The following is a 21,417-nucleotide window of genomic DNA, read 5'->3' as shown; positions in this document are numbered from 1 at the left end:
GAGCAGGCTCGCTCCCACATTAGGTTGGTGTTGTCGCCTGGATGTTCTTATGTCGCTTGCGCACCAACCTCATCACCACCACAAAAAACACCGGCACAAACACCACCGCCATGGTCGCGGTGATCATCCCGCCGATCACCCCCGTGCCGATCGCTTGCTGGCTCGCCGAGCTGGCGCCGGTGGCAATCGCCAGCGGTACCACGCCAAGGATGAACGCCAGCGAGGTCATGATGATTGGCCGCAGACGCAAGCGTGCGGCTTGCACCGTGGCGTCGATCAGGTCATGGCCTTCGTCGTACAGGCTCTTGGCGAACTCGATGATCAGGATCGCGTTTTTCGCCGACAGCCCGATGATGGTGATCAGCCCGACCTTGAAGAACACGTCGTTGGGCATCCCGCGCAAGGTCACCGCCAGCACTGCGCCGAGTACCCCCAGCGGCACCACCAGCAGCACCGAAGTCGGAATCGACCAGCTCTCGTACAGCGCCGCCAGACACAGGAACACGATCAGCAACGACAAGCCAAGCAGCATCGGTGCCTGGCTGCCGGACAAGCGCTCTTGCAACGACAACCCGGTCCACTCCTGACCCAACCCCGCCGGGCCTTGGGCGACCAGGCGCTCGATTTCCGCCATGGCTTCGCCGGTGCTGTGACCGGGTGCCGGTTCACCGGAAATGCTGATCGCCGGGTAACCGTTGTAGCGTGTCAACTGTGCCGGGCCCTGAGTCCATGTGGCCTGGACGAACGCCGACAGCGGCACCATTTTGTCGGCATTGTTGCGCACGTGGATCTTCAGCAAGTCATCAACCTGACTGCGTTGATCGCCTTCAGCCTGAACCACCACCCGCTGCATTCGCCCCTGATTCGGGAAGTCGTTGATATACGCCGAGCCGACGGCGGTGGACAGCACATTGCCGACATCGGCGAAGGAAACGCCCAAGGCATTGGCCTGTTTGCGGTCCACGATCAGTTGCACTTGCGGCGCTTCCGCCAGGGCACTTTCGCGCACGTTCATCAGGATCGGGCTTTTCTCGGCAGCCGCCAGCAAGGCACTGCGCGCTTGCATCAGCGCCGCATGACCCAGGCCACCGCGGTCTTGCAGGCGAAACTCGAAACCGCTCGACGTACCGAGGCCGTCAACCGGAGGCGGCAGTATCGAGAAAGCCACGGCATCCTTGATCTGACTCAAGGCACCGTTGGCGCGATTGGCAATCGAGGCCGCCGAGTCATCGCTGCCGCGCTCCGACCAATCCTTCAGCGTGGTAAACGCCAGGGCTGCGTTCTGGCCGCTGCCGGAGAAGCTGAAGCCGAGAATCACCGTGCTGTCGCCGACACCGGGTTCAGTGGCGTTGTGCGCTTCGATCTGCTCGACCACCTGCACCGTACGGTTTTTGCTGGCGCCCGGTGGCAGTTGAATGTCGGTGATGGTGTAGCCCTGGTCTTCGACCGGCAGGAAGGACGAGGGCAGGCGGCTGAAGCAATACACCAGGCCGATCAACAGCACGCCGTAGACCAGCAGATAACGACCACTGCGTTTCAGGGCGTAGACCACCCAGCGCTGATAACCCTCGGTCATCTGCTCGAAGCGCTGGTTGAACCAGCCGAAGAAACCACCCTTGGCATGATGTTCACCTTTGGCGATCGGTTTCAGCAGCGTGGCGCAGAGTGCCGGGGTGAGTGTCAGGGCGAGGAACGCCGAAAACAGAATCGATGTGGCCATCGACAGCGAGAACTGCTGGTAGATCACCCCGACCGAGCCCGGCATGAACGCCATCGGGATAAACACCGCCACCAGCACCAGGGTAATACCGATGATCGCCCCGGTGATCTGGCTCATGGCTTTGCGCGTTGCTTCTTTGGGCGACAGACCTTCGTTGACCATGATCCGCTCGACGTTCTCGACCACGACGATGGCGTCATCGACCAGAATGCCGATCGCCAGCACCATGCCGAACATGGTCAGTACGTTGATCGAGAAACCCAGCGCCATCATGGTCGCAAAAGTGCCCATCAATGCCACGGGCACCACCAACGTCGGGATCAGCGTGTAACGGATGTTCTGCAGGAACAGGAACATCACCGCGAACACCAGCAGCATCGCCTCGCCGAGGGTGTAAACCACTTTGGTGATCGAGACTTTGACGAACGGCGAGGTGTCGTACGGAATCTTGTATTCCACACCGGCCGGGAAGTAGCGCGCCAGCTCGTCCATCTTCTCGCGCACCAGCGTTGCGGTGCTCAAGGCGTTGGCGCCGGGCGACAGCTGCACGCTGACCGCTGTCGACGGCTTGCCGTTGAGGCGGGTCGAGAACTGGTATTCCTGGCTGCCGATTTCGACCCGCGCCACATCACCCACGCGCACCGTGGAACCGTCGGGATTGGCCCGCAGCACAATGTCGGCGAACTCTTCGGGGGTCGACAACTGACCTTTCACCAGCACCGTCGCGGTGATTTCCTGGGTGGTGCGAGCCGGCAAGTCGCCGATGCTGCCGGCCGAGACCTGGGCGTTCTGCGCGACAATCGCCGCGTTGACGTCGGCCGGGGTCAGGTTGAAACCGATCAGTTTCTGCGGGTCGATCCAGATCCGCATGGCCCGCTCGGCGCCATACAGCTGAGCCTTGCCGACGCCGTCCAGGCGTTTGATCTCGTTCATCACGTTGCGCGCCAGATAGTCGCTGAGCGCCACGTCATTGAGCTTGCCGTCACTGGAGGTCAGGGTGATCAGCAGCAGGAAGCCGGCCGATACTTTCTCGACCTGCAAACCTTGTTGGGTCACCGCTTGTGGCAGGCGTGACTCGATCACCTTGAGCCGGTTTTGCACATCGACCTGAGCCATTTCCGGATCGGTGCCGGGCTGGAAAGTGGCGGTGATGGTCGCGGTGCCAAGGCTGCTCTGGGATTCGAAATACAGCAGGTGATCGGCGCCGTTGAGCTCGCCCTCGATCAGGCTGACCACGCTTTCGTCGATGGTTTGCGCCGAGGCGCCCGGGTACACCGCGTAGATCTCGACTTTCGGCGGGGCAACGTTAGGGTACTGCGCGACGGGCAGCTGCGGGATGGCCAGCGCGCCGGCCAACAGGATAAACAGCGCGACCACCCAGGCGAACACCGGGCGGTCGATAAAGAATTGCGGCATAAAGTCTGCGTCCTGCCTACTGCCCGGTGACCTGGGCAAGGGGAAGAGGGGTGTCGTCGATTTCTACTTTTTCGCCGGGACGGGCGTGCTGCAGGCCTTCGATGACAATGCGGTCGCCGGGCTTGAGGCCGCCGGTGACGATCCAGCGATCCTTCTGCACCTGGCCCAGCTGCACCGGTTGCTGGCTGACACGGGCGTCGGCATCGAGCAACAGCACCTGAGCAATACCGGCGCTGTCACGCAGGACCGCCCGTTGCGGCACGCTGATGCCTTGCTGATTCACCGCTTGCTCCAGGCGCACGCGGATGAAACTGCCTGGCAGCAAATCGAGGTCCGGGTTGGGGAACTCGCTGCGCAGAATGATCTGGCCAGTGCCCGGGTCGACACTGATGTCGGCGAACAGCAGCTTGCCGGGCAATGGGTAGAGACTGCCGTCATCCTGAATCAGCGTGGCTTTGGCCTGATCCTGGCCGACCTGCTGCATCTGCCCGGCACGAAACGCCCGGCGCAACTCGTTGAGTTCGCGGGTCGACTGGGTCAGGTCGGCGTGGATCGGGTCCAGCTGCTGGATCAGTGCCAATGGCGTGCTTTCGTTCTGCCCGACCAGCGCGCCTTCGGTGACCAGTGCACGGCCAACCCGCCCGGAAATCGGTGCGGTGACGGTGGCGTAACCGAGGTTCAGTTTCGCCCGTTGCACAGCGGCCTGATTGGCCGCGACATCGGCGGCGGTCTGCCGGACGGCGGCGCGGGCGTTGTCGTAATCCTGGCCGCTGATGGCGTTGCCTTCGATCAACTGCGCGTAACGCTGCTCTTGCAAGCGCGCCTGATAGGCATTGGCCTCGGCTTTGCGCAGCGCCGCCTGGGCGCTGTCCAGATCAGCCTTGAACGGTGCCGGATCGATGCGAAACAGCACATCGCCCTGTTTGACGTCGCTGCCTTCGCGGAAGGTCCGTTGCAGGACTACTCCGGCCACCCGGGCGCGGACTTCGGCGATTCGCGGCGCGGCGATCCGCCCACTCAGTTCGCTGCTGATCGACAGTGGCCGGGCTTCGATGGTTTCGATCCGGACCGTGGCCAGCGGCGCTGTTTCTTCGGCAGTGGAGGACTTGTCGCACGCACTCAGCGTCATTGCCAAGGCAATCAGGCCGAGCTTCGCAAACAGGTTCTTTGACATGTAAATACCCCAATAATGACCCCCAGCATCCTACGGGGAGGGGACGAGCGTAGCGGTGAAGCTTTGTAGGTGCTGTGTGAAATTGTGTAAGGGTTTTACTCACGGGTGCGTGAGGGCGTATATCCTTGGACGCTTGATTTCTATTGCGCTTGGTCGATTGCTATCGCGAGCAGGCTCGCTCCCACAGTTGATCAGGGATGTTCACAACATATGTGTTCACATCAAATCCCTGTGAGAGCGAGCCTGCTCGCGATGGCGGTTTATCGGACGCCACCGCACTTTCTGGAAACACCCATGCCCAACATCCTCCTGGTCGAAGACGATTCCGCACTCTCTGAATTGATTGCCAGCTACCTTGAACGCAATGGCTATCAGGTCAGCGTGATCAGCCGTGGCGACCATGTGCGCGAACGGGCGCGGGTCGATCCGCCGGATCTGGTGATCCTCGACCTGATGCTGCCGGGCCTCGACGGTCTGCAGGTCTGTCGCTTGCTGCGCGCCGATTCGGCGGCTCTGCCGATTCTGATGCTGACCGCCCGCGACGACAGTCATGACCAGGTGCTGGGCCTGGAGATGGGCGCCGACGATTACGTCACCAAGCCGTGCGAGCCACGGGTATTGCTGGCGCGGGTGCGTACCTTGCTGCGGCGCAGCAGCCTGAACGAGCCGCAGACCGCCAGCGACCGAATCCTCATGGGCAACCTCTGCATCGATCTGTCGGAGCGCACCGTGACCTGGCGCGAGCAACTGGTCGAACTGTCCAGCGGCGAATACAACCTGTTGGTGGTGCTGGCTCGCCACGCCGGCGAAGTGCTCAGTCGCGACCAGATCCTGCAACGCCTGCGCGGCATCGAATTCAACGGCACCGACCGCTCGGTGGACGTGGCGATTTCCAAGCTGCGGCGCAAGTTCGACGACCATGCCGGCGAAGCGCGCAAGATCAAGACTGTGTGGGGCAAGGGTTATCTGTTCAGTCGCTCCGAGTGGGAATGCTGAACATGCTGCGCATTCTGATCCGTCTCTACCTGATCACCATCGTCACTTTCAGCGCGGCGATTTATTTCATCCCGGATCTGGTGATCAAGGTGTTTCACGAGCGATTCGTGAATTACAACCTTGATCACTCCCGAGGCTTGCAGAAGCTGATCACTAAACAGTTTCACGGAGTGCCGACCGAGCAATGGACCCATCTGGCCGCGCAGTTGGACCAGGACTTCAGCCCATTGCATGTGGCACTGGTGCGCAATGACGACGCGGATTTCACACCCTACGAACGTGAGCGTCTGGAGCGCGGTGAAAACGTCATCCGCATGGGCGACTGGGGCTGGCGCACGCTGGCGGTCTCGCCGCTGGATCAGCAACTGTCGGTGAAACTGGTGGTGCCACCGGATCCGCTGGACGTCAATTTGTTGTACTGGAGCATCAACGTACTGATCGGCGGCGCGTTGCTGGCGTGCCTGTTGATCTGGCTGCGGCCGCACTGGCGCGATCTGGAACGCCTGAAAAATACTGCCGAGCGCTTTGGCAAGGGCCACTTGAGCGAGCGCACACAGATCCCGCCGAGTTCTAACATTGGCAGCCTGGCCAACGTTTTCGACACCATGGCCGGCGATATCGAAAACCTCCTGAACCAGCAGCGTGATTTGCTCAATGCGGTGTCCCACGAATTGCGCACGCCGCTGACCCGACTGGACTTTGGCCTGGCACTGGCCTTGTCCGACGACTTGCCGGCCGCCAGCCGCGAACGTTTGCAGGGCCTGGTTGCACACATTCGCGAACTGGACGAGCTGGTGCTGGAATTGCTCTCCTACAGCCGTCTGCAGAATCCGGCACGGGTGCCGGAGCAGGTGGACGTGTCGCTGGATGAGTTTATCGACAGTATTCTGGGCAGTGTCGATGAAGAACTGGAGTCGCCGGACATCGTCATCGACGTCTTGCTGCACGGCCAGCTCGAACGCTTCAGCCTCGACCCGCGCCTGACCGCCCGAGCCATCCAGAACCTGCTGCGCAACGCCATGCGCTACTGCGAAAAACGCATTCAGATCGGCGTGCAGGTTTGCCCCAAAGGTTGTGAAATCTGGGTCGACGATGACGGCATCGGCATTCCAGAAGACGAACGCGAGCGGATCTTCGAACCGTTCTATCGCCTGGACCGCAGCCGCGACCGCGCCACGGGCGGGTTTGGCCTGGGGCTGGCGATCAGCCGCCGAGCCCTGGAAGCCCAGGCCGGCACACTGACGGCCGAAACCTCACCGTTGGGCGGGGCTCGGTTCCGGTTGTGGCTGCCGACCCCGGTTTGATCTCGCGCCACCGATGATCGTTGTTGCCGTAACGGAGCTTGGCATGAAGCCGTCACGCGATCCGTAGCAGCTGCCGAGCCCGCGAGGCTGCGTTCGGCTGCGAAGCAGTCGTAAAGTCAGGCAACGCGTTCTCCCAGGAAAACCAAGTGCAGAGGATTTGCGAGGACTTCGTCCTCGAACGCAGCCTCGCGGGCTCGACAGCTGCTACGGGGTTCGGCAGGTAACGATCAAAGTATGACTTCGGCAGCCGTGATCAACCCCACCCCAGCCCGGTCCATCCGTTCCATGGCCGAGGCCAGCGAGCCATTCAGGTCGATCGCCCGGCAGGCGTCCAGCACCACCGTGGCATTGAACCCGGCTGCGCGGGCGTCCAGCGCCGAGAACATCACGCAGAAATCCAGCGCAAGTCCGACCATGAACACCGTATCGATTCCGCGTTCCCGCAGGTATCCGGCCAAGCCGGTGGGGGTGGTGCGATCCGCCTCCAGAAACGCCGAATAACTGTCGATGTCCGGGTTACAGCCTTTGCGGATGATCAACTGGGCGTGAGGCAGGTTCAGTTCGGCGTGCAGTTCGGCGCCGTGGGTGGCTTGCACACAGTGCTCGGGCCACAGGGTCTGGGCGCCGTAAGGCAGTTCAATCACGTCATAGGGTTGGCGTCCGGGATGGCTGGACGCGAACGAGGCGTGCCCGGCCGGATGCCAGTCCTGGGCGATGATCACCTGGGTGAACTGACCGGCAAGGCGATTGATCAAGGGAATGATCCGGTCGCCCTCGGGGACCGCCAGGCGGCCACCGGGAGTGAAGTCGTTTTGTACATCAATGACCAATAGGGCGCAGTGTGTTTGAGCAGATGTGGACGTCATGGCCGGTTACCTCCCTGGAAGTGGAAACGCAAGCATAGCGTCAGGTTCAGACTCTTCAAACGCTGAACAGCGTCCCCCTCGTAGCAGCTGGCGCAGCCTGCGTTCGGCTGCGCAGCAGTCGTAAAATCAGGCACCACGTTTTATCAGGTTCACCGTGGAGGCAGGATTTACGGCCGCTTCGCAGCCGAACGCAGCCTCGCGGGCTCGGCAGCTGCTACTAGTCGGCGGGCAGTAAACGCTGGCGGCAATCGAGTGTCAGGCGGGCGCCGCCGAGTTCGCTGCTGCCGACGTCCAGGGTGAACCCGTGCAGGTTCACGATGGCCGCGACAATCGATAAGCCGAGGCCGAAGCCACCGTTCTTGGCGTTGTCGTCGACGCGATAGAACCGTTGAAACACCGCCGTGCGTTTGTCCGCCGGGATGCCGGGGCCGGAGTCGAGTACTTCAATACGTGTGCTGCCAGCATCGTCGACTGCCCGCACAATCACCTGACCGCCCGCCGGGGTGAATTTGATCGAGTTGCTCAGCAAGTTCGACAGAGCTTCAAACAACAACGCCCGGTCGCCGGTCAGCGCCGGCAAGGTCTGCGGTGTTTGCAGGTTTAAATTCAGTTGACCTTCTTCGGCCAGCGGCAGGTAAAAATCGTACAGTTCCTGCAGCAATGGCAACGGATCGAACACCACAAAGCCCGAACGCCGCTGTTGATCCTCCAGTTCGGAAATCCGCAGCAGCCCGCGAAAGCGCGCCATCAGGGTGTCGGTCTCGGCAATCACCTGATCCAGTTGCAACGCCTCGGCGGAACCTTCGACGGCTTGCTGTTGAATGCGGTAAAGCTGCGCGCGTAGCCGGGTGAGCGGGGTGCGCAGGTCGTGGGCGATGTTGTCACAAACCCCCTTGACCTCGTTCACCAGGCGCTCGATGCGTTCGAGCATGGCGTTGACGATGGCTGCGAGCATGTCCAGCTCATCGCGGCGGCTGGACAGCGGCAAACGGTGGTTGAGGTTGCCGGCGACGATGGCTTCGGCGCTCGCCTGCAAGGCGCGAATTCGCCGCAACGGCCGACGACGCAACAAGTGCCAACCGGCGATGCCGGGGATGATGGTCAGCGAGACTCCCCAGAACAGTGCATGCAGGATGATCCGTGTGACCGCAAACAACGAACCGTTGTCACGCACCAGGACCAGCCAGCGGCCATCCAGTGTGTGGGTCACCACCGCGTCGCAACTGTCGGATGGCAGGCTGGCGTCATCCGGATCGGCGCAGTCGCCCAGTGAATGAATCTTGCCGTCCAGTGGCAGGCTGGCGGGGATCTTGCGAATCAGCCCGTGCAGAGGCCGATGCTGTTCGTCGAACAGCCCGTAGGCGTCGATACCGCGCTGGTCGAAGGTGATGCTGGCAATCAGCGCCTCATCCAGCTGATCACCGTGGAAGCGTGAAAACAGGTGCTGGCGTTGCATCAGCGAATGTTTGGCAAGGTTCTCCAGGTAGCTGGAAACCTCGTAATACATCACCCCCATGAGCAGACAGCTCCAGACCACGAACAGCGCACTGTAGAGCGCCAGCAAGCGGCTGCTGGAGGAGCGCCAGCCTTTAGACGGGTTCAGCAATGACATAGCCCGAGCCTCGCACAGTCCGTATCAGCGGTAGTTGGCCCGGTAGGTCGATTTTTTTGCGCAGACGTCCGATGTGCACATCGATCAGGTTGGTGCCGGGGTCGAAGTGATAACCCCAGACCYCTTCGAAAATCATCATCCGCGTGAGGATCTGCCCGGTATTGCGCAACAGGAACTCCAGCAGTTTGTATTCGGTCGGCAGCAGGCTCAGCACCTGTCCGCCGCGGCTGGCTTCGCGGCTGATCAGGTTGAGCTCCAGGTCAGCCACGCGCAGCGTCGTTGTATAGTCCTTGACGGTGTTCTGGCGGCGTAGCAGGACTTCGACGCGGGCGGCCATTTCGTYGGTGGCAAAGGGTTTGGTCAGGTAATCGTCGCCGCCGGCGCGCAAGCCGCGAACACGCTCATCGACGTCGGACAGGGCGCTGATCATCAGAATCGGCGTCGACACGCCCATGGTTCGCAAGGTAGTGACAATCGCCAGGCCATCGAGCTCCGGCAGCATGCGGTCAAGGGTGATCAGGTCGTAGTCACCGCTGACTGCCCGCGCCAAGCCTTCTCGACCATTAGCGACCCAGTCCACCTGCAGGCCATGGCTGCTCAGCTCGGCAACGATCTCCCGTGCAGTGACGGCGTCGTCTTCAATGGTCAGGATTCGGGTCATGGGGCTTGCCTGAGAATAAGTGAAATACACGGGTGGCAGTGTGCCAAGAAATGTCGGCAAGGGTTCTAAAAAAACTTTCATACAAGGTAAATCGTCTCCAGACAGACACGACTTTTCGTCGCGTGTGACAGAAGGAGGCGCGGCACGGTTCACTGGCCTGGATCAATATTTTGCTTTGGCATATCACGTAACGTAAAGGTTTCAGGGCCTTGTAGCACCGTCAGCTACATTGTCTTGGCGCAGCGATGTCGCGTCATTGCACCCCTGCAACGTGATGCTGACTGACTCCCTTAATGACTTTTCACGGATGAAACATGCCATGCAACGCCTATACCGTACCTTTGATATCCAGCCGCTTGTGCGGGCAGATATGACCATCGAACTCAATGGCCAGCCGGTCAGCGCCGCGATAGGCGAAACTGTGTTGACGGTCATTCAATCCCTCGGTGTGCGTCAGGTCGCACGTAACGATCACGATCAGATCAGCGGGGCCTATTGCGGTATGGGCGTGTGCCAATGCTGTCTGGTGAAAATCAACGGTCGACACAAGCGCCGCGCCTGTCAGACGCTGGTGCAGCCGGGCATGCAGGTTGAAACGGCGGTCAACCGCATTGCCGAGCAGGAGGCACTATGAGCCTGCATCCGGTAATCGTCGGCGGTGGCCCGGCGGGTATGGCGGCGGCCATTGAACTGGCCAGACACGGCGTGCACTGCACCTTGCTCGAAGAAGCTTCGCGGCTGGGCGGGGTGGTGTTTCGCGGGCCGTTGCGCGACGGCGTACAGCTGGACTATCTGGGGCCGCGTTACGCCGAGTCCCTGGCCAAACTGCATGGCGACTTTATGGACCGTTGTGCGCTGATCGATGTGTGTTTGAACACGCGGGTTGTCGGTGCCGAAGGGACTCGGGCGTTGGTCATGCTGGACGCTGACGAACGCGTGCAGGAAATCACCTACCCGCAATTGTTGCTCGCCGCCGGATGCCATGAGCGCAGCGTGCCGTTTCCCGGCTGGACGTTGCCGGGCGTGATACTGCTGGGCGGTCTGCAACTGCAAATCAAGAGTGGCGTGGTCAAGCCGCAAAGCCCGGTGGTGATCGCCGGCACCGGTCCGTTGTTGCCGCTGGTTGCCTGTCAATTGCATGCCAGCGGGGTGACGGTTGCCGGTGTGTTCGAGGCCTGCGCGTTCGGCAAGATCGCCAAGGAAAGCCTGGCCCTGCTGAACAAACCGCAGCTGTTCCTCGATGGGCTGAGCATGCTCGCTTATCTGAAACTGCACCGAATCGCGATGCGCTACGGTTGGGGTGTGGTCGAGGCGCAAGGCGAGGGCGAGTTGCGCAGCGTGACCGTCGCACCGTATTCCAGCAACTGGCAGCCAGACCTGAGTCGCGCCGAGCAGGTGCCGGCGCAGACCCTGGCGGTGGGCTACGGCTTTATTCCGCGGACTCAGCTCAGTCAGCAAATGGGCCTGGAACATGGCTTCAGCGATGACGGTTATCTGCGCGCCACAGCCAATATCTGGCAGCAAAGCAGCGAGCCGCACATTCACCTGGCCGGTGACATGGGCGGGATTCGCGGTGGTGAGGCAGCGATGCTCAGCGGTCGAATCGCTGCGTTGTCGATCCTTGTGCAGCGCGATGTGCTGAGCAGCGAAAAGGCGCTGCACTTGCGTGAGCGCTATCTGGCGAAACTCAAGTCCATCGTGCGCTTTCGCGCGGCGGTGGATCGCTACACCGAACGCGGTGCCGGACAGACCGCGTTGCCGGCTGCCGATACGCTGATCTGCCGCTGTGAAAACGCCACCCGTGCAGACATCGATCGGGCGCTGTCCCAAGGCGTTCAAGACATGGCCAGCCTGAAAATGCGCACGCGGGTGAGCATGGGTGATTGTCAGGGGCGGATGTGTGTCGGTTATTGCAGCGACCGCTTGCGCGAAGCCACCGGGCGCCAGGATGTAGGCTGGTTGCGCCCGCGTTTTCCCATCGAGCCGATCCCTTTTTCGGCTTTCCAGAACCTCGGCACGGATGCGTTGAATCATGAGTAAGTTCTACGATGTGGTGATTGCCGGTGGCGGTGTGATCGGGGCTTCTTGCGCCTATCAACTGTCGAAACGCAAGAATCTGAGAGTCGCGCTGATCGACGCCAAGCGCCCTGGCAACGCGACCCGTGCGTCGGCCGGCGGCCTGTGGGCGATTGGCGAGTCGGTGGGGCTGGGCTGCGGGGTGATCTTCTTTCGCATGATGTCGGCCAATCGTAAGCGCGAAGCTCAGGGCGCGGCGGTGGCGGTCGACTCCAGCACGCCGCATATCCTGCCGGATTCGTTCTTTGACTTTGCCCTGCAATCGAATGCGCTGTACCCGGACCTGCACCGCGAGTTGCAGGAAAAGCACGGCATGGATTTCAAGTTCGAAAAAACCGGGCTGAAGTTCGTGATCTACGACGATGAGGACCGCTTGTACGCCGAGCACATCGTCGCCTGCATTCCACACCTGGCCGATCAGGTGCGCTGGCTCGACCAGGCCGCACTACGCGAGGCCGAGCCGAGCGTCAGCCATGAAGCGCGCGGGGCGCTGGAGTTTCTCTGCGACCATCAGGTCAGCCCGTTCCGCCTGGCGGACGCCTACACCGAAGGCGCCCGGCAGAATGGCGTCGACCTGTATTTCAACACCAACGTCACTGAGGTGTTGCGCCAGGGTTCGCGGGTTGTTGGTGTGCAGACTGCCGAGGCCGGCGAGTTCCGTTGCGATACCTTGATCAACGCTGCGGGTGCCTGGGCCGCGGAGCTCAGCCAGCAAGCTACGGGCATCCGTATTCCGGTGAATCCGGTCAAGGGCCAGATCTTGCTGACCGAGCGCATGCCAAAGATCTTGCGTGGTTGCCTGACCACCAGTGATTGCTACCTGGCGCAGAAGGACAACGGCGAGATTCTGATCGGTAGTACCACCGAAGACAAAGGCTTCGACGTGACCACCACCTACCCGGAAATTTATGGGCTGGTGCAAGGCGCGATCCGCTGTATCCCAGAGCTTGAACACATCAATCTCAAGCGCTGCTGGGCAGGGTTGCGGCCGGGCTCACCGGATGAGCTGCCGATTCTGGGGCCGATGAAAGGGGTTCAAGGCTATCTCAATGCCTGCGGGCATTTCCGCACTGGCATCCTGACGTCGGCGATCACCGGCGTGTTGCTCGACAAACTGGTGAACAACGAAGCGTTGCCGCTGGACATCACACCGTTCCTGGCGGACCGGTTTGAGGTGAAAAAAGCGGTAGCGGTCAAGCAGGCAGAAATGGCCTGAATTGGCTCAGGCGTTCTGCGAGCAGCGGCAATAGCTGTTCGCAGGACGCCTCGATTTTCATGTCCAGCAACTCATCGGCGCGAGTCTTGCCCAGGTTGATGGCGATCAACGGTTTGCCGCGGTCGGCGATCACCCGACACAGGCGAAACGCCGAAAACGCCATCAGCGATGACCCCACTACCAGCAAACCCGCAGCCTGCTCGGCAGCGGCCATGGCTTTGGCGGCGGTGGCGTGCGCGACGTTTTCACCGAAAAACACCACATCCGGTTTCATTCGCTCACCCTCGCAGTTTGGGCAACGGGGGACTTGAAAGTGCGACTCGAAGGCCGGGTCGAGCAGGGTGTCACCATCGGGTGCCTGTACCGCATCGACACCCGCCAGATAGGGGTTTTGCGCTTCCATGAGGCGCTGGATCGAGTCCCGGTCACTGCGTTGGCCGCAATCGAGGCACAACACCCGGTGCAAGCTGCCATGCAACTCGATCACGTCCGGGCTGCCAGCCTGATCGTCATCATCGGTTGCCGACCGCGCCGCACCCCATCGGTGTCGCGGTAATCGGGAATGCCCGACGCCGTGCTGATACCGGCCCCCGTGAGCACCAGCAACGGCTGCTCGACCATCAGGTTCTGAAGGTGGTCGATCTGTTCGCGAATGGGGCTTTCGAACATGGTCAGTGCTCCGGTTGCCGGGTTTCACAACACGATGCAGGATAGTTGTTATCCGGTCTACTGCGCGGGGTTGGCAGTTGATCGAAAAACTGTGCTCTGACGTGCGTTTGTGGCGTCTAGCGTCTGTGTCCCCGCGGTGGTACGGGGCGTGAATTCGGAAGCCGGCATGCAAGCGTTGTTGAACGAGATTCTTGACACGGTTCGCCCCCTGATCGGACAGGGCAAGGTGGCTAATTACATTCCTGCGCTGGGCAGTGTGCCGGCCGATCAGTTGGGCATTGCGGTGTATGGCAATGACGGCGAGCTGTATTGCGCCGGCGATGCCCACACGCTGTTTTCGGTGCAGAGTATTTCCAAGGTGTTCAGCCTGGTGCAGGCCATCGAGCATTCCGGCGAGGCGATCTGGGAGCGACTCGGTCACGAGCCTTCCGGTCAGCCGTTCAATTCGCTGGTGCAACTGGAGTTTGAGCGCGGTCGGCCGCGTAATCCGTTCATCAATGCCGGGGCGCTGGTGATCTGTGACATCAACCAGTCACGCTTTGCCGCACCCGCGCTGTCGATGCGCGATTTTGTGCGGCGGTTGTCCGGCAACCCGCAGGTGATGGTCGACAGCAAAGTCGCCGAGTCGGAGTACCAACACCGTGCGCGCAACGCGGCCATGGCCTATCTGATGCAGTCGTTCGGCAACTTCCATAACGATGTGGAAGCCGTGCTGCGCAGCTACTTCAGCCATTGTGCGCTGCGCATGAGCTGTGTCGATCTGGCCCGTGCTTTCTGTTTCCTGGCCAATGACGGGTTCTGCAAGCACAGCGGCGAACAGATCCTCACGGCGCGCCAGACCAAACAGGTCAACTCGATCATGGCCACCAGCGGTCTGTATGACGAGGCTGGCAATTTCGCTTATCGCGTTGGTCTACCGGGCAAGAGTGGCGTGGGCGGTGGCATCGTGGCCGTGGTGCCGGGGCGCTTTACCGTGTGCGTCTGGTCACCGGAACTGAACCCGGCAGGTAACTCGCTGGCCGGCATGGCAGCGCTGGAGTTGCTGAGCCAGCGTATTGGCTGGTCGGTGTTCTAGACATTAGGGCATGTCAGTCAAGCCGTTACGCGAGCGCAAAACGTTACTCGAACCGTAGCAGCTGCCGAGCCTGCGAGGCTGCGTTCGGCCGCGCAGCGGTCGTAAAGTCAGGTAACACGTTCGTTCAGGTAAACCGCGTACGCAAGATTGGCGAGGACTGCGTCCTCGAACGCAGCCTCGCAGGCTCGACAGCTGCTACGGGCGCTGTTACTCCGGTGGGTCGAGGTGATCCAGGGCGCGATTCACTGCCAACTCGGCCAGGGAAATCATCTGTTGAATCGCCAGCGCGGTATTGCGCTTGGGACCTTCGAGGTCGAACGCCAGATCGCTGGCCATGACATTGGCCGAGGCGAGGGTTTCGCAAGCGTGGGCCAGCAGGGTTTCAGAGTCGACGTCGGGGGCGATGACGAAGATGCAGCCGGGGCGTCGGTCGGCTAACAATGCCTTGGTCTCGGGTAGCACCAGGTAATGATCSAGCGCACGGTGTGCGGCGGCGTGGAGTTCTTTTGARTYGAGGGARGCGTAGGGGGAAACCGGATCGGTTTCGGGGGGATTSGGYGTGGCTTTGAACATGGTGATGCTCCAAATGTAAGTAGAGGAACCATCACCCTCGCTACCAAACGAAGGGTGGTGGCCATACGCGGGTTGGTAGACCGGACACTTGGAAACCGGCGCGCCCGAGGGCGCCCTGCGCATGGCCACCATAAAAACAAATGCCGACAAAAAGCACCTGCATAAGGTGACGCTGTGCGCCGTGTGTCCGGGCTACCAAACCCGATCGCTGATAATCAGCGACACGGAAACGATAGAGGCGAGGACCAAAGCGCACAAGCCGGCGGATTCTGGCGCAGGTGTAGGTCGCTACGCAAGGCGCTGTAGCCTCTGATGGGCACTGCGTAGGCAAGCTTAAACACCCGTCGTAGCAGCTGCCGAGCCCGCGAGGCTGCGTTAGAGGCGGGCCGCGTTCGGACAGAGTCCTCGCCAACCCTGCATACGCGGTTTACCTGACAGAACGTGTTGCATGATTTTACGACCGCATCCGTCCGGATGCGGCCCAGACCGAACGCAGCCTCGCGGGCTCGACAGCTGCTACAGGCGCGGGCTCTATACCTTGCAAGGCCGATTCGGTACACACGCAGGTGTTATCTATGTAAGGCCTTACGTGGATGGCCAAGACATAAAGTGCCCCCTGATCTTCAGGCAAGAAGACCGGACATCCACTTAAAGGGAATTAATCAACGTGCCAAACAGCAATGAATACTCATACACGAACGAACAGGTGAAAGCGGCGTTTTCAGACATCAGCGCCAGTCTGTTCAAAGACAAGGCCATTAGTACCTCCAACCCGCAAATGCTGATCGTGGCGGGTATCCAGGGCTCGGGGAAAACCTGGTTGCTGGAAGAGTCACTACTGAAAACCGACAACTACTCGAACTACATCAGGCTGTATCTACCTGAGTACCGCAAAAAGCATCCGCAGTATTCGCAGATGGAACCCCACGGCGTGCTGCACGTATATGAGCACACCGAGGCCTTTGTGCGGGCGGTGTGTGCAGAAATCTTCAAGAAGGCCTTTGCCGAGAAGTACAGCATCATCATGGAGTCGGCGCTGGACTCGGCAGACTTCGCTGCCTTCCCGCCGCTGGCCGTGTCAGCCGGCTATCAGTTTGAAGTTCACGTGGTGGCCTGCAAAAAAGAGTTCACCCATTTGTCGACCATCACCCGTGGCTTGAAGAGCCTTCAAAACAAGCAATTGGAGCGCTTCCTGAAACTCTCGGAGCTTGAGACAAGCCTGGGCAATGCTGAGAAAGTGCTTAACGCTTTTGAAGAGGCTTGCGTGCAGAAGGTCGGTTCTCAGATCACCCTGTATGAGCGCGGGTTCGGTGAACTTAAAAACCGAAAGGCCGTCTGTCGCAGCCGGTGCGACACGGTCGGTCAGTTGACCGCGCAATCGGTGGTCGATCATAAGGGGGCGACAGTGGCTGTCGCTGACAACCCGGTCGCCATCGAGCGAGCCCCCGGAAAAACCTCACGCTCCTGTTACACAGCTTATAACCACATCGTGAGCGCCGAGGTGAGCCTGCGGCGTGATCGACGGGAGATGGTGTGGGATTGCCAACTCGCGCTGCTGGAGGCGCTACGCCTGAATAATCAGGTCCCCGCATTCGTCAACACTGATCTGGTGGGTTACGTGTTCAAGCATTTGCATCACTGATCRACCGACAAGTAGCCCGCCGTCGGCGGGCTTCCTGCCAAACCCCTTGAGTCAAAACGCAAAACACGAACAACCAAACGCGCCCCAGAACCCCTGGAAGTCACTGACGGGGGCGTTCGACAAACGCGCCCGCTCATGGCTGTGGGCATGCACCGCGCAGGCGCCTGCGCATTGATGCATCCGGGCGGTGAGCGGTGCCAAGGGTTTCCAGTGCCCCGGCACGTTTACCACCGGTGACCAGTCGGGCATGACCGGCAAACGCGGCGGGCCGAGTTTTTCGAATTCGAGGCTGCCGTACACCACCTTGCCGTCGACCACGGTCAGCACCGATTCAATCCATTTGATCGCTTCGTCGTCGACGCTGAAGTAGTCGGCAGACAACGCCACCAGATCGGCCAGTTGCCCGACCTTGATCTGACCTTTTGAGCCTTGCTCGGAGGAGAACCAGGCGCTGCCATGGGTGTAGAGTTCCAGCGCCGTGTCGCGGCTCAGACCTTGCGGGTACAACTCCAGGCCGCCGACGGTGCGACCGCTGACCAGCCAGTAGAGCGACGTCCACGGGTTGTAGCTGGAAACCCGCGTGGCGTCGGTGCCGGCACCGACCGGGATGCCTTCGGCGAGCATGCGCTGGATCGGTGGGGTGTGCTCGGCAGCCTTGGCGCCGTAACGGTCGACAAAATACTCACCCTGAAAGGCCATGCGGTCCTGAATCGCAACGCCGCCGCCCAGTGCACGAACCCGTTCGATGTTCTGCGGGGTGATGGTTTCGGCGTGATCGAAGAACCACGGCAGCCCGTCGAACGGGATATCGCGGTTGACCTTTTCGAACACGTCGAGCATTCGGCTTATCGATTCGTTGTAGGTGGCGTGCAGGCGAAATGGCCAGCGCTGCTCCACCAGATGGCGCACCACCGGTTCCAGTTCCTGCTCCATGGTTTGCGGCAGATCGGGGCGTGGTTCGAGGAAGTCTTCAAAGTCGGCGGCGGAGAACACCAGCATTTCGCCAGCGCCGTTGTGCCGCAGGAAATCGTCACCCTGGCCGTAGTGCGAGGTGCTGGTCCAGTTCTTGAAGTCAGTCAGCTCTTCCTTGGGTTTTTGGGTGAACAGGTTGTAGGCGATGCGCACGCTCAGTTGCCGGTCTTTCGCCAACTGCTGGATGACCTGATAGTCGTCCGGATAATTCTGAAAACCGCCACCGGCATCGATGGCGCTGGTGACACCGAGGCGATTGAGTTCGCGCATGAACTGCCGGGTCGAGTTGACCTGATAGTCCAGCGGCAACTTCGGCCCCTTGGCCAGCGTCGAGTACAGAATCATCGCGTTCGGACGGGCGATCAGCATGCCCGTGGGGTCGCCATTGGCATCGCGCTGGATTTCGCCACCCGGCGGGTTCGGGGTATTGCGGTCGTAGCCCACCACTTTCAGCGCCGCGCGGTTGAGCARGGCGCGGTCRTACARGTGCARRACGAACACYGGKGTRTCMGGYGCAGCCTKGTTSAGYTCTTCAATCGTYGGCAKGCGCTTTTCGGCGAACTGGAAYTCRKTCCAGCCACCGACCACSCGCACCCATTGCGGTGCAGGCGTGCGGTCGGCCTGATCCTTGAGCAGGCGCAAGGCGTCGACCAATGACGGCACGCCTTCCCAGCGCAGTTCGAGGTTGTAGTTCAGGCCACCACGGATCAGGTGCAGGTGCGAGTCGTTGAGGCCGGGGATCACCGTACGCTTTTGCAGATCGATGATTTGCGTGCTGGCGCCGCGCAGGGGCATGACGTCTGCATCATTGCCGACGGCAATAAACCGCCCATCCTTGATGGCGACCGCGCTCGCAAGGGGCTTCTCCCGGTCAACCGTGTGCATGCGACCGTTGAACAGGATGAGATCGGCTGGGGAGCTGGCCATGCTGGCACTCTGCGCAAATAGAGGACTGGTCCAGGCACTGACGGTGCCTGCCGAAAGGCCTTGCAGTACGCGGCGGTGGTTGAAGTCGTCGTGTTCATCAGGTGGGCTCATGGCGCCGTTCTCCGCAGGTGTCCGGTCTCGATGTGTCGGACGGGTACATTTACGACCGGCAGAAACGACGAATCCCGCCATAAAGGCGGGATTCGCAGATAGCCAGAGGGTTCCCGAGGGCGGGAGCCGCCGTCTTAGCCTGGGAACAGCTCGGACAGTTTCATGGCCAGCATCATGTCGCCTTCAGCGCGCAGTTTGCCGCCCATGAACGCTTGCATGCCGTCGGTCGAACCGTCGACGATGCCTTGCAGGGTTTCGCCGTCCATGACCAGAGTCACTTGAGCGTCCGGGTTCTCGCCTTCTTTCAGTTCGCACGCGCTGTCTTTGACGATCAGAGAGAAGTTCTTGGTGTCGTCGATGCGGAAACCGAAAACCAGGTCCAGACCGGCAGCAGCGGCTGGGTTGAACTTGGCTTTCATGGCTTGTACGGCGTCATCTACGGAAGTCATGGTTCGATCCTTTTCATGAAGTGTTACACAGGRGTCACAGTGATCCGGACTCAACGGAAAGTGATGAGTTCCGGGGCCTTCAGCAGCTGCAAATGTGCATGACTGTTGAAGGAAGYCAGCGCCACCTCGCGACCACGGAACTTCAGTTGGTTGAGCGAGGTGTTGACGATTTGCCAATTCAGTTCAAAGGCCTGCTTTGCCGGCATTTGGGTAATCAGGTGGAGCAGGGCAGTGATGGTCCCGCCGGAGGTGAATACGGCGATTTTCTGGGTGTTGTCGGCCTGTTCGAGAATACGCTGCAAACCGGCCTGGACCCGTTCGACGAAGCATGGCCAGCTTTCCAGCCCGGGTGGGTCGTAAGTACCGGCCAGCCAACGTTCGATGATCAGGGCAAAGATTCGCTGAAACTCGCCGCGATTCTGCGCGGCATTGCGCAGGATGTTCAGGGCTTCGGGTTCTTCGGGCAGCAGGTCTGGAAGCAGAGCGCGGATCACCGCGTCGGCGTCGAACTCGTTGAAGGCCGAATCGATTTCCAGGGGCGGTACCGGCAGGCCGACAGCGCCGAATTGTGCCAGGGCACTGTTGGCGGTGTGTTGCTGGCGACGCAGGTCGCCCGACAGGCAGCGATCGAAACTCAACCCCAGTTCAGCCAGGTGACTGCCGAGCACTTCTGCCTGACGAATACCGGTCGGCGACAGCACGTCGTAGTCGTCTGCACCGAAAGAGGCCTGGCCATGTCGAATCAAATAGATGCTGCCCACGTCCGCGTCATCCGGGTACGTTGAAGGTTTTGCGAGGTTATGAGGATGGCGATGAGCTGTCAATGAAAAAACATACGCTTGTTTGAAATGCTCGTTGGAGGCCTGTCACAGAAGGTTTCACGACTGGTCGCAACGCGGCTGCATGGGTATGCTGGATGTATACGCGTCCGCGTGTTCAGCGGCGCACTGTCGTTAAGGAGTCAATGTGGATTTTCTTGCCGAGTACGCAAGTTTTCTGGCTAAAACCGTTACCCTGGTGATCGCTATTCTGGTGGTCCTGGCCAGCTTTGCGGCGTTGCGCAGCAAAGGCCGGCGCAAGTTCGCGGGCCAGCTGCAGGTCAGTAAACTCAATGATTTCTACAAGGAGCTGCGTGAGCGCCTGGAGCAGACACTGCTCGACAAGGACCAGCTCAAGGCCTTGCGTAAATCCGAAGCCAAGTCCGAGAAACAACAGAAGAAAAAGCCGGAAGCCAAACCCCGGGTGTTCGTGCTGGATTTCGATGGCGATATCAGGGCTTCGGCGACTGAAAGCCTGCGCCATGAAATCACCGCGTTGTTGTCTTTGGCCACACCAAAGGATGAAGTCGTGCTGCGCCTGGAAAGCGGCGGAGGCATGGTTCACAGCTACGGTCTGGCGTCCTCGCAACTGGCGCGCATTCGTCAGGCCGGTGTGCCATTGACCGTATGTATCGACAAGGTCGCGGCCAGCGGCGGTTACATGATGGCGTGCATCGGCGAGAAGATCATCAGCGCGCCGTTTGCCATTCTGGGTTCGATCGGGGTGGTGGCGCAGTTGCCTAACGTCAATCGCCTGCTGAAAAAACACGACATCGACTTTGAAGTCCTGACGGCGGGTGAGTACAAGCGCACGCTGACAGTGTTTGGCGAAAACACCGAGAAGGGCCGGGAGAAGTTCCAGGAAGACCTGGATGTGACCCACGAACTGTTCAAGAACTTCGTCTCACGCTACCGGCCGCAACTGGCGATCAATGAAGTGGCCACCGGTGAAGTCTGGCTGGGTGTTGCCGCACTGGAAAAACGACTGGTCGATGAGCTGAAAACCAGCGATGAATACCTTGCCGAACGGGCCAAGGGCGCAGAACTGTTTCACCTGCATTATGCCGAACGCAAGAGCCTGCAGGAACGCGTTGGCCTGGCGGCCAGTGGTTCGATTGATCGGGTCTTGTTGACCTGGTG

Annotated in this window: 17 protein-coding genes and 1 pseudogene; 8 read left to right on the top strand and 10 right to left on the bottom strand. The window is 60.6% G+C overall.

All coding sequences use genetic code 11. From position 1 onward, the window contains the following. Nucleotides 1-19: 19 nt before the first annotated feature. Both AC1DH9_RS07535 and AC1DH9_RS07530 read right to left on the bottom strand, forming a co-directional pair. Nucleotides 20-3,136 carry a multidrug efflux RND transporter permease subunit gene (locus AC1DH9_RS07535; protein WP_427537007.1) on the bottom strand — a complete coding sequence of 1,039 codons (3,117 nt, stop codon included), beginning with the start codon at nucleotides 3,134-3,136 and terminating at the stop codon, nucleotides 20-22. Nucleotides 3,137-3,152: 16 nt separating this feature from the next. Continuing rightward, the gene (locus tag AC1DH9_RS07530; RefSeq protein WP_427537005.1) at nucleotides 3,153-4,310 is read right to left on the bottom strand and encodes an efflux RND transporter periplasmic adaptor subunit; all 1,158 of its coding nucleotides are present in this window, start codon (nucleotides 4,308-4,310) and stop codon (nucleotides 3,153-3,155) included. A gap of 294 nt (nucleotides 4,311-4,604) precedes the next feature. Between AC1DH9_RS07530 and AC1DH9_RS07525 the strand changes: the two genes are divergently transcribed. Both AC1DH9_RS07525 and AC1DH9_RS07520 read left to right on the top strand, forming a co-directional pair. Beyond that, entirely contained in the window at nucleotides 4,605-5,306 is a 702-nt protein-coding gene (locus AC1DH9_RS07525) for a response regulator (protein WP_054597698.1), read from the top strand. Between the two features lie 2 nt (nucleotides 5,307-5,308). Beyond that, on the top strand, nucleotides 5,309-6,610 hold the full coding sequence (locus tag AC1DH9_RS07520) for an ATP-binding protein (protein ID WP_427537003.1): 1,302 nt from the start codon (nucleotides 5,309-5,311) through the stop codon (nucleotides 6,608-6,610). Between the two features lie 227 nt (nucleotides 6,611-6,837). On the opposite strand, the gene pncA is transcribed toward AC1DH9_RS07520, so the two are convergent. The 3 genes from pncA to AC1DH9_RS07505 all read right to left on the bottom strand — a co-directional run bounded on the left by pncA (nucleotide 6,838) and on the right by AC1DH9_RS07505 (nucleotide 9,749). Continuing rightward, nucleotides 6,838-7,476: a bifunctional nicotinamidase/pyrazinamidase gene (pncA, locus tag AC1DH9_RS07515; RefSeq protein WP_427537001.1), complete on the bottom strand. Its 639-nt coding sequence runs from the start codon at nucleotides 7,474-7,476 to the stop codon at nucleotides 6,838-6,840. A gap of 217 nt (nucleotides 7,477-7,693) precedes the next feature. Continuing rightward, the gene (locus AC1DH9_RS07510) at nucleotides 7,694-9,088 is read right to left on the bottom strand and encodes a sensor histidine kinase (RefSeq protein ID WP_427536999.1); all 1,395 of its coding nucleotides are present in this window, start codon (nucleotides 9,086-9,088) and stop codon (nucleotides 7,694-7,696) included. Beyond that, entirely contained in the window at nucleotides 9,066-9,749 is a 684-nt protein-coding gene (locus AC1DH9_RS07505; RefSeq protein WP_477807996.1) for a response regulator transcription factor, read from the bottom strand. Before AC1DH9_RS07505 ends, AC1DH9_RS07510 begins: the two co-directional genes overlap by 23 nt. Before the next feature lie 319 nt (nucleotides 9,750-10,068). On the opposite strand from AC1DH9_RS07505, the gene hcnA reads away from it, so the two are divergent. Genes hcnA through hcnC form a run of 3 tightly spaced genes read left to right on the top strand, consistent with a single transcriptional unit; the run spans nucleotide 10,069 to nucleotide 13,041 of the window. Then, complete coding sequence (hcnA, locus tag AC1DH9_RS07500; protein ID WP_427536997.1) at nucleotides 10,069-10,383, top strand: cyanide-forming glycine dehydrogenase subunit HcnA; 315 nt, start codon at nucleotides 10,069-10,071, stop codon at nucleotides 10,381-10,383. Beyond that, entirely contained in the window at nucleotides 10,380-11,789 is a 1,410-nt protein-coding gene (gene hcnB / locus AC1DH9_RS07495; protein WP_427536995.1) for a cyanide-forming glycine dehydrogenase subunit HcnB, read from the top strand. The genes hcnA and hcnB overlap by 4 nt, the downstream gene beginning before the upstream one ends. Further along, nucleotides 11,782-13,041, top strand: a complete 1,260-nt coding sequence (gene hcnC / locus AC1DH9_RS07490; RefSeq protein ID WP_427536993.1) for a cyanide-forming glycine dehydrogenase subunit HcnC — start codon at nucleotides 11,782-11,784, stop codon at nucleotides 13,039-13,041. Before hcnB ends, hcnC begins: the two co-directional genes overlap by 8 nt. On the opposite strand, the pseudogene AC1DH9_RS07485 reads toward hcnC, so the two are convergent. Then, nucleotides 13,019-13,710 (bottom strand): annotated as a pseudogene (locus AC1DH9_RS07485) (Sir2 family NAD-dependent protein deacetylase). The gene hcnC and the pseudogene AC1DH9_RS07485 sit on opposite strands and share 23 nt — an antisense overlap. 166 nt (nucleotides 13,711-13,876) lie before the next feature. Here AC1DH9_RS07485 and glsB point away from each other — a divergent pair. Next, a complete protein-coding gene (gene glsB / locus AC1DH9_RS07480) occupies nucleotides 13,877-14,785 on the top strand; it encodes a glutaminase B (protein WP_054597690.1) in 909 nt (302 codons plus the stop codon). A 207-nt stretch (nucleotides 14,786-14,992) separates the two neighbouring features. Here glsB and AC1DH9_RS07475 read toward each other — a convergent pair whose 3' ends face one another. Beyond that, a complete protein-coding gene (locus AC1DH9_RS07475; RefSeq protein WP_477807995.1) occupies nucleotides 14,993-15,358 on the bottom strand; it encodes a DUF6124 family protein in 366 nt (121 codons plus the stop codon). A 706-nt stretch (nucleotides 15,359-16,064) separates the two neighbouring features. On the opposite strand from AC1DH9_RS07475, the gene AC1DH9_RS07470 reads away from it, so the two are divergent. Then, a complete protein-coding gene (locus AC1DH9_RS07470) occupies nucleotides 16,065-17,000 on the top strand; it encodes a zeta toxin family protein (RefSeq protein WP_477807994.1) in 936 nt (311 codons plus the stop codon). Between the two features lie 51 nt (nucleotides 17,001-17,051). Here the strand turns inward: AC1DH9_RS07470 and AC1DH9_RS07465 are convergent, their stop codons facing one another. The 3 genes from AC1DH9_RS07465 to AC1DH9_RS07455 form a co-directional block, all read right to left on the bottom strand. Continuing rightward, a complete protein-coding gene (locus AC1DH9_RS07465) occupies nucleotides 17,052-18,899 on the bottom strand; it encodes an amidohydrolase (RefSeq protein ID WP_477807997.1) in 1,848 nt (615 codons plus the stop codon). Nucleotides 18,900-19,144: 245 nt separating this feature from the next. Then, a complete protein-coding gene (locus tag AC1DH9_RS07460) occupies nucleotides 19,145-19,459 on the bottom strand; it encodes an SCP2 sterol-binding domain-containing protein (RefSeq protein WP_427536987.1) in 315 nt (104 codons plus the stop codon). A gap of 50 nt (nucleotides 19,460-19,509) precedes the next feature. Then, entirely contained in the window at nucleotides 19,510-20,220 is a 711-nt protein-coding gene (locus AC1DH9_RS07455) for a histidine phosphatase family protein (protein ID WP_477807993.1), read from the bottom strand. 205 nt (nucleotides 20,221-20,425) lie between these two features. Here AC1DH9_RS07455 and sohB point away from each other — a divergent pair. Continuing rightward, the coding region (gene sohB, locus AC1DH9_RS07450; RefSeq protein ID WP_477807992.1) for a protease SohB at nucleotides 20,426-21,417 on the top strand (992 nt) is incomplete at its 3' end.

It is taken from the genome of Pseudomonas sp. 05T35, assembly GCF_056396605.1.
This window is presented reverse-complemented; position numbering and strand designations above follow the sequence as displayed.

Bases quoted from the DNA above. Each gene is read 5' to 3' on its own strand.
- AC1DH9_RS07535 (WP_427537007.1), bottom strand. From the start codon at position 3,136: ATGCCGCAATTCTTTATCGACCGCCCGGTGTTCGCCTGGGTGGTCGCG.
- AC1DH9_RS07530 (WP_427537005.1), bottom strand. From the start codon at position 4,310: ATGTCAAAGAACCTGTTTGCGAAGCTCGGCCTGATTGCCTTGGCAATG.
- AC1DH9_RS07525 (WP_054597698.1), top strand. From the start codon at position 4,605: ATGCCCAACATCCTCCTGGTCGAAGACGATTCCGCACTCTCTGAATTG.
- AC1DH9_RS07520 (WP_427537003.1), top strand. From the start codon at position 5,309: ATGCTGCGCATTCTGATCCGTCTCTACCTGATCACCATCGTCACTTTC.
- pncA (WP_427537001.1), bottom strand. From the start codon at position 7,476: ATGACGTCCACATCTGCTCAAACACACTGCGCCCTATTGGTCATTGAT.
- AC1DH9_RS07510 (WP_427536999.1), bottom strand. From the start codon at position 9,088: ATGTCATTGCTGAACCCGTCTAAAGGCTGGCGCTCCTCCAGCAGCCGC.
- hcnA (WP_427536997.1), top strand. From the start codon at position 10,069: ATGCAACGCCTATACCGTACCTTTGATATCCAGCCGCTTGTGCGGGCA.
- hcnB (WP_427536995.1), top strand. From the start codon at position 10,380: ATGAGCCTGCATCCGGTAATCGTCGGCGGTGGCCCGGCGGGTATGGCG.
- hcnC (WP_427536993.1), top strand. From the start codon at position 11,782: ATGAGTAAGTTCTACGATGTGGTGATTGCCGGTGGCGGTGTGATCGGG.
- glsB (WP_054597690.1), top strand. From the start codon at position 13,877: ATGCAAGCGTTGTTGAACGAGATTCTTGACACGGTTCGCCCCCTGATC.
- AC1DH9_RS07460 (WP_427536987.1), bottom strand. From the start codon at position 19,459: ATGACTTCCGTAGATGACGCCGTACAAGCCATGAAAGCCAAGTTCAAC.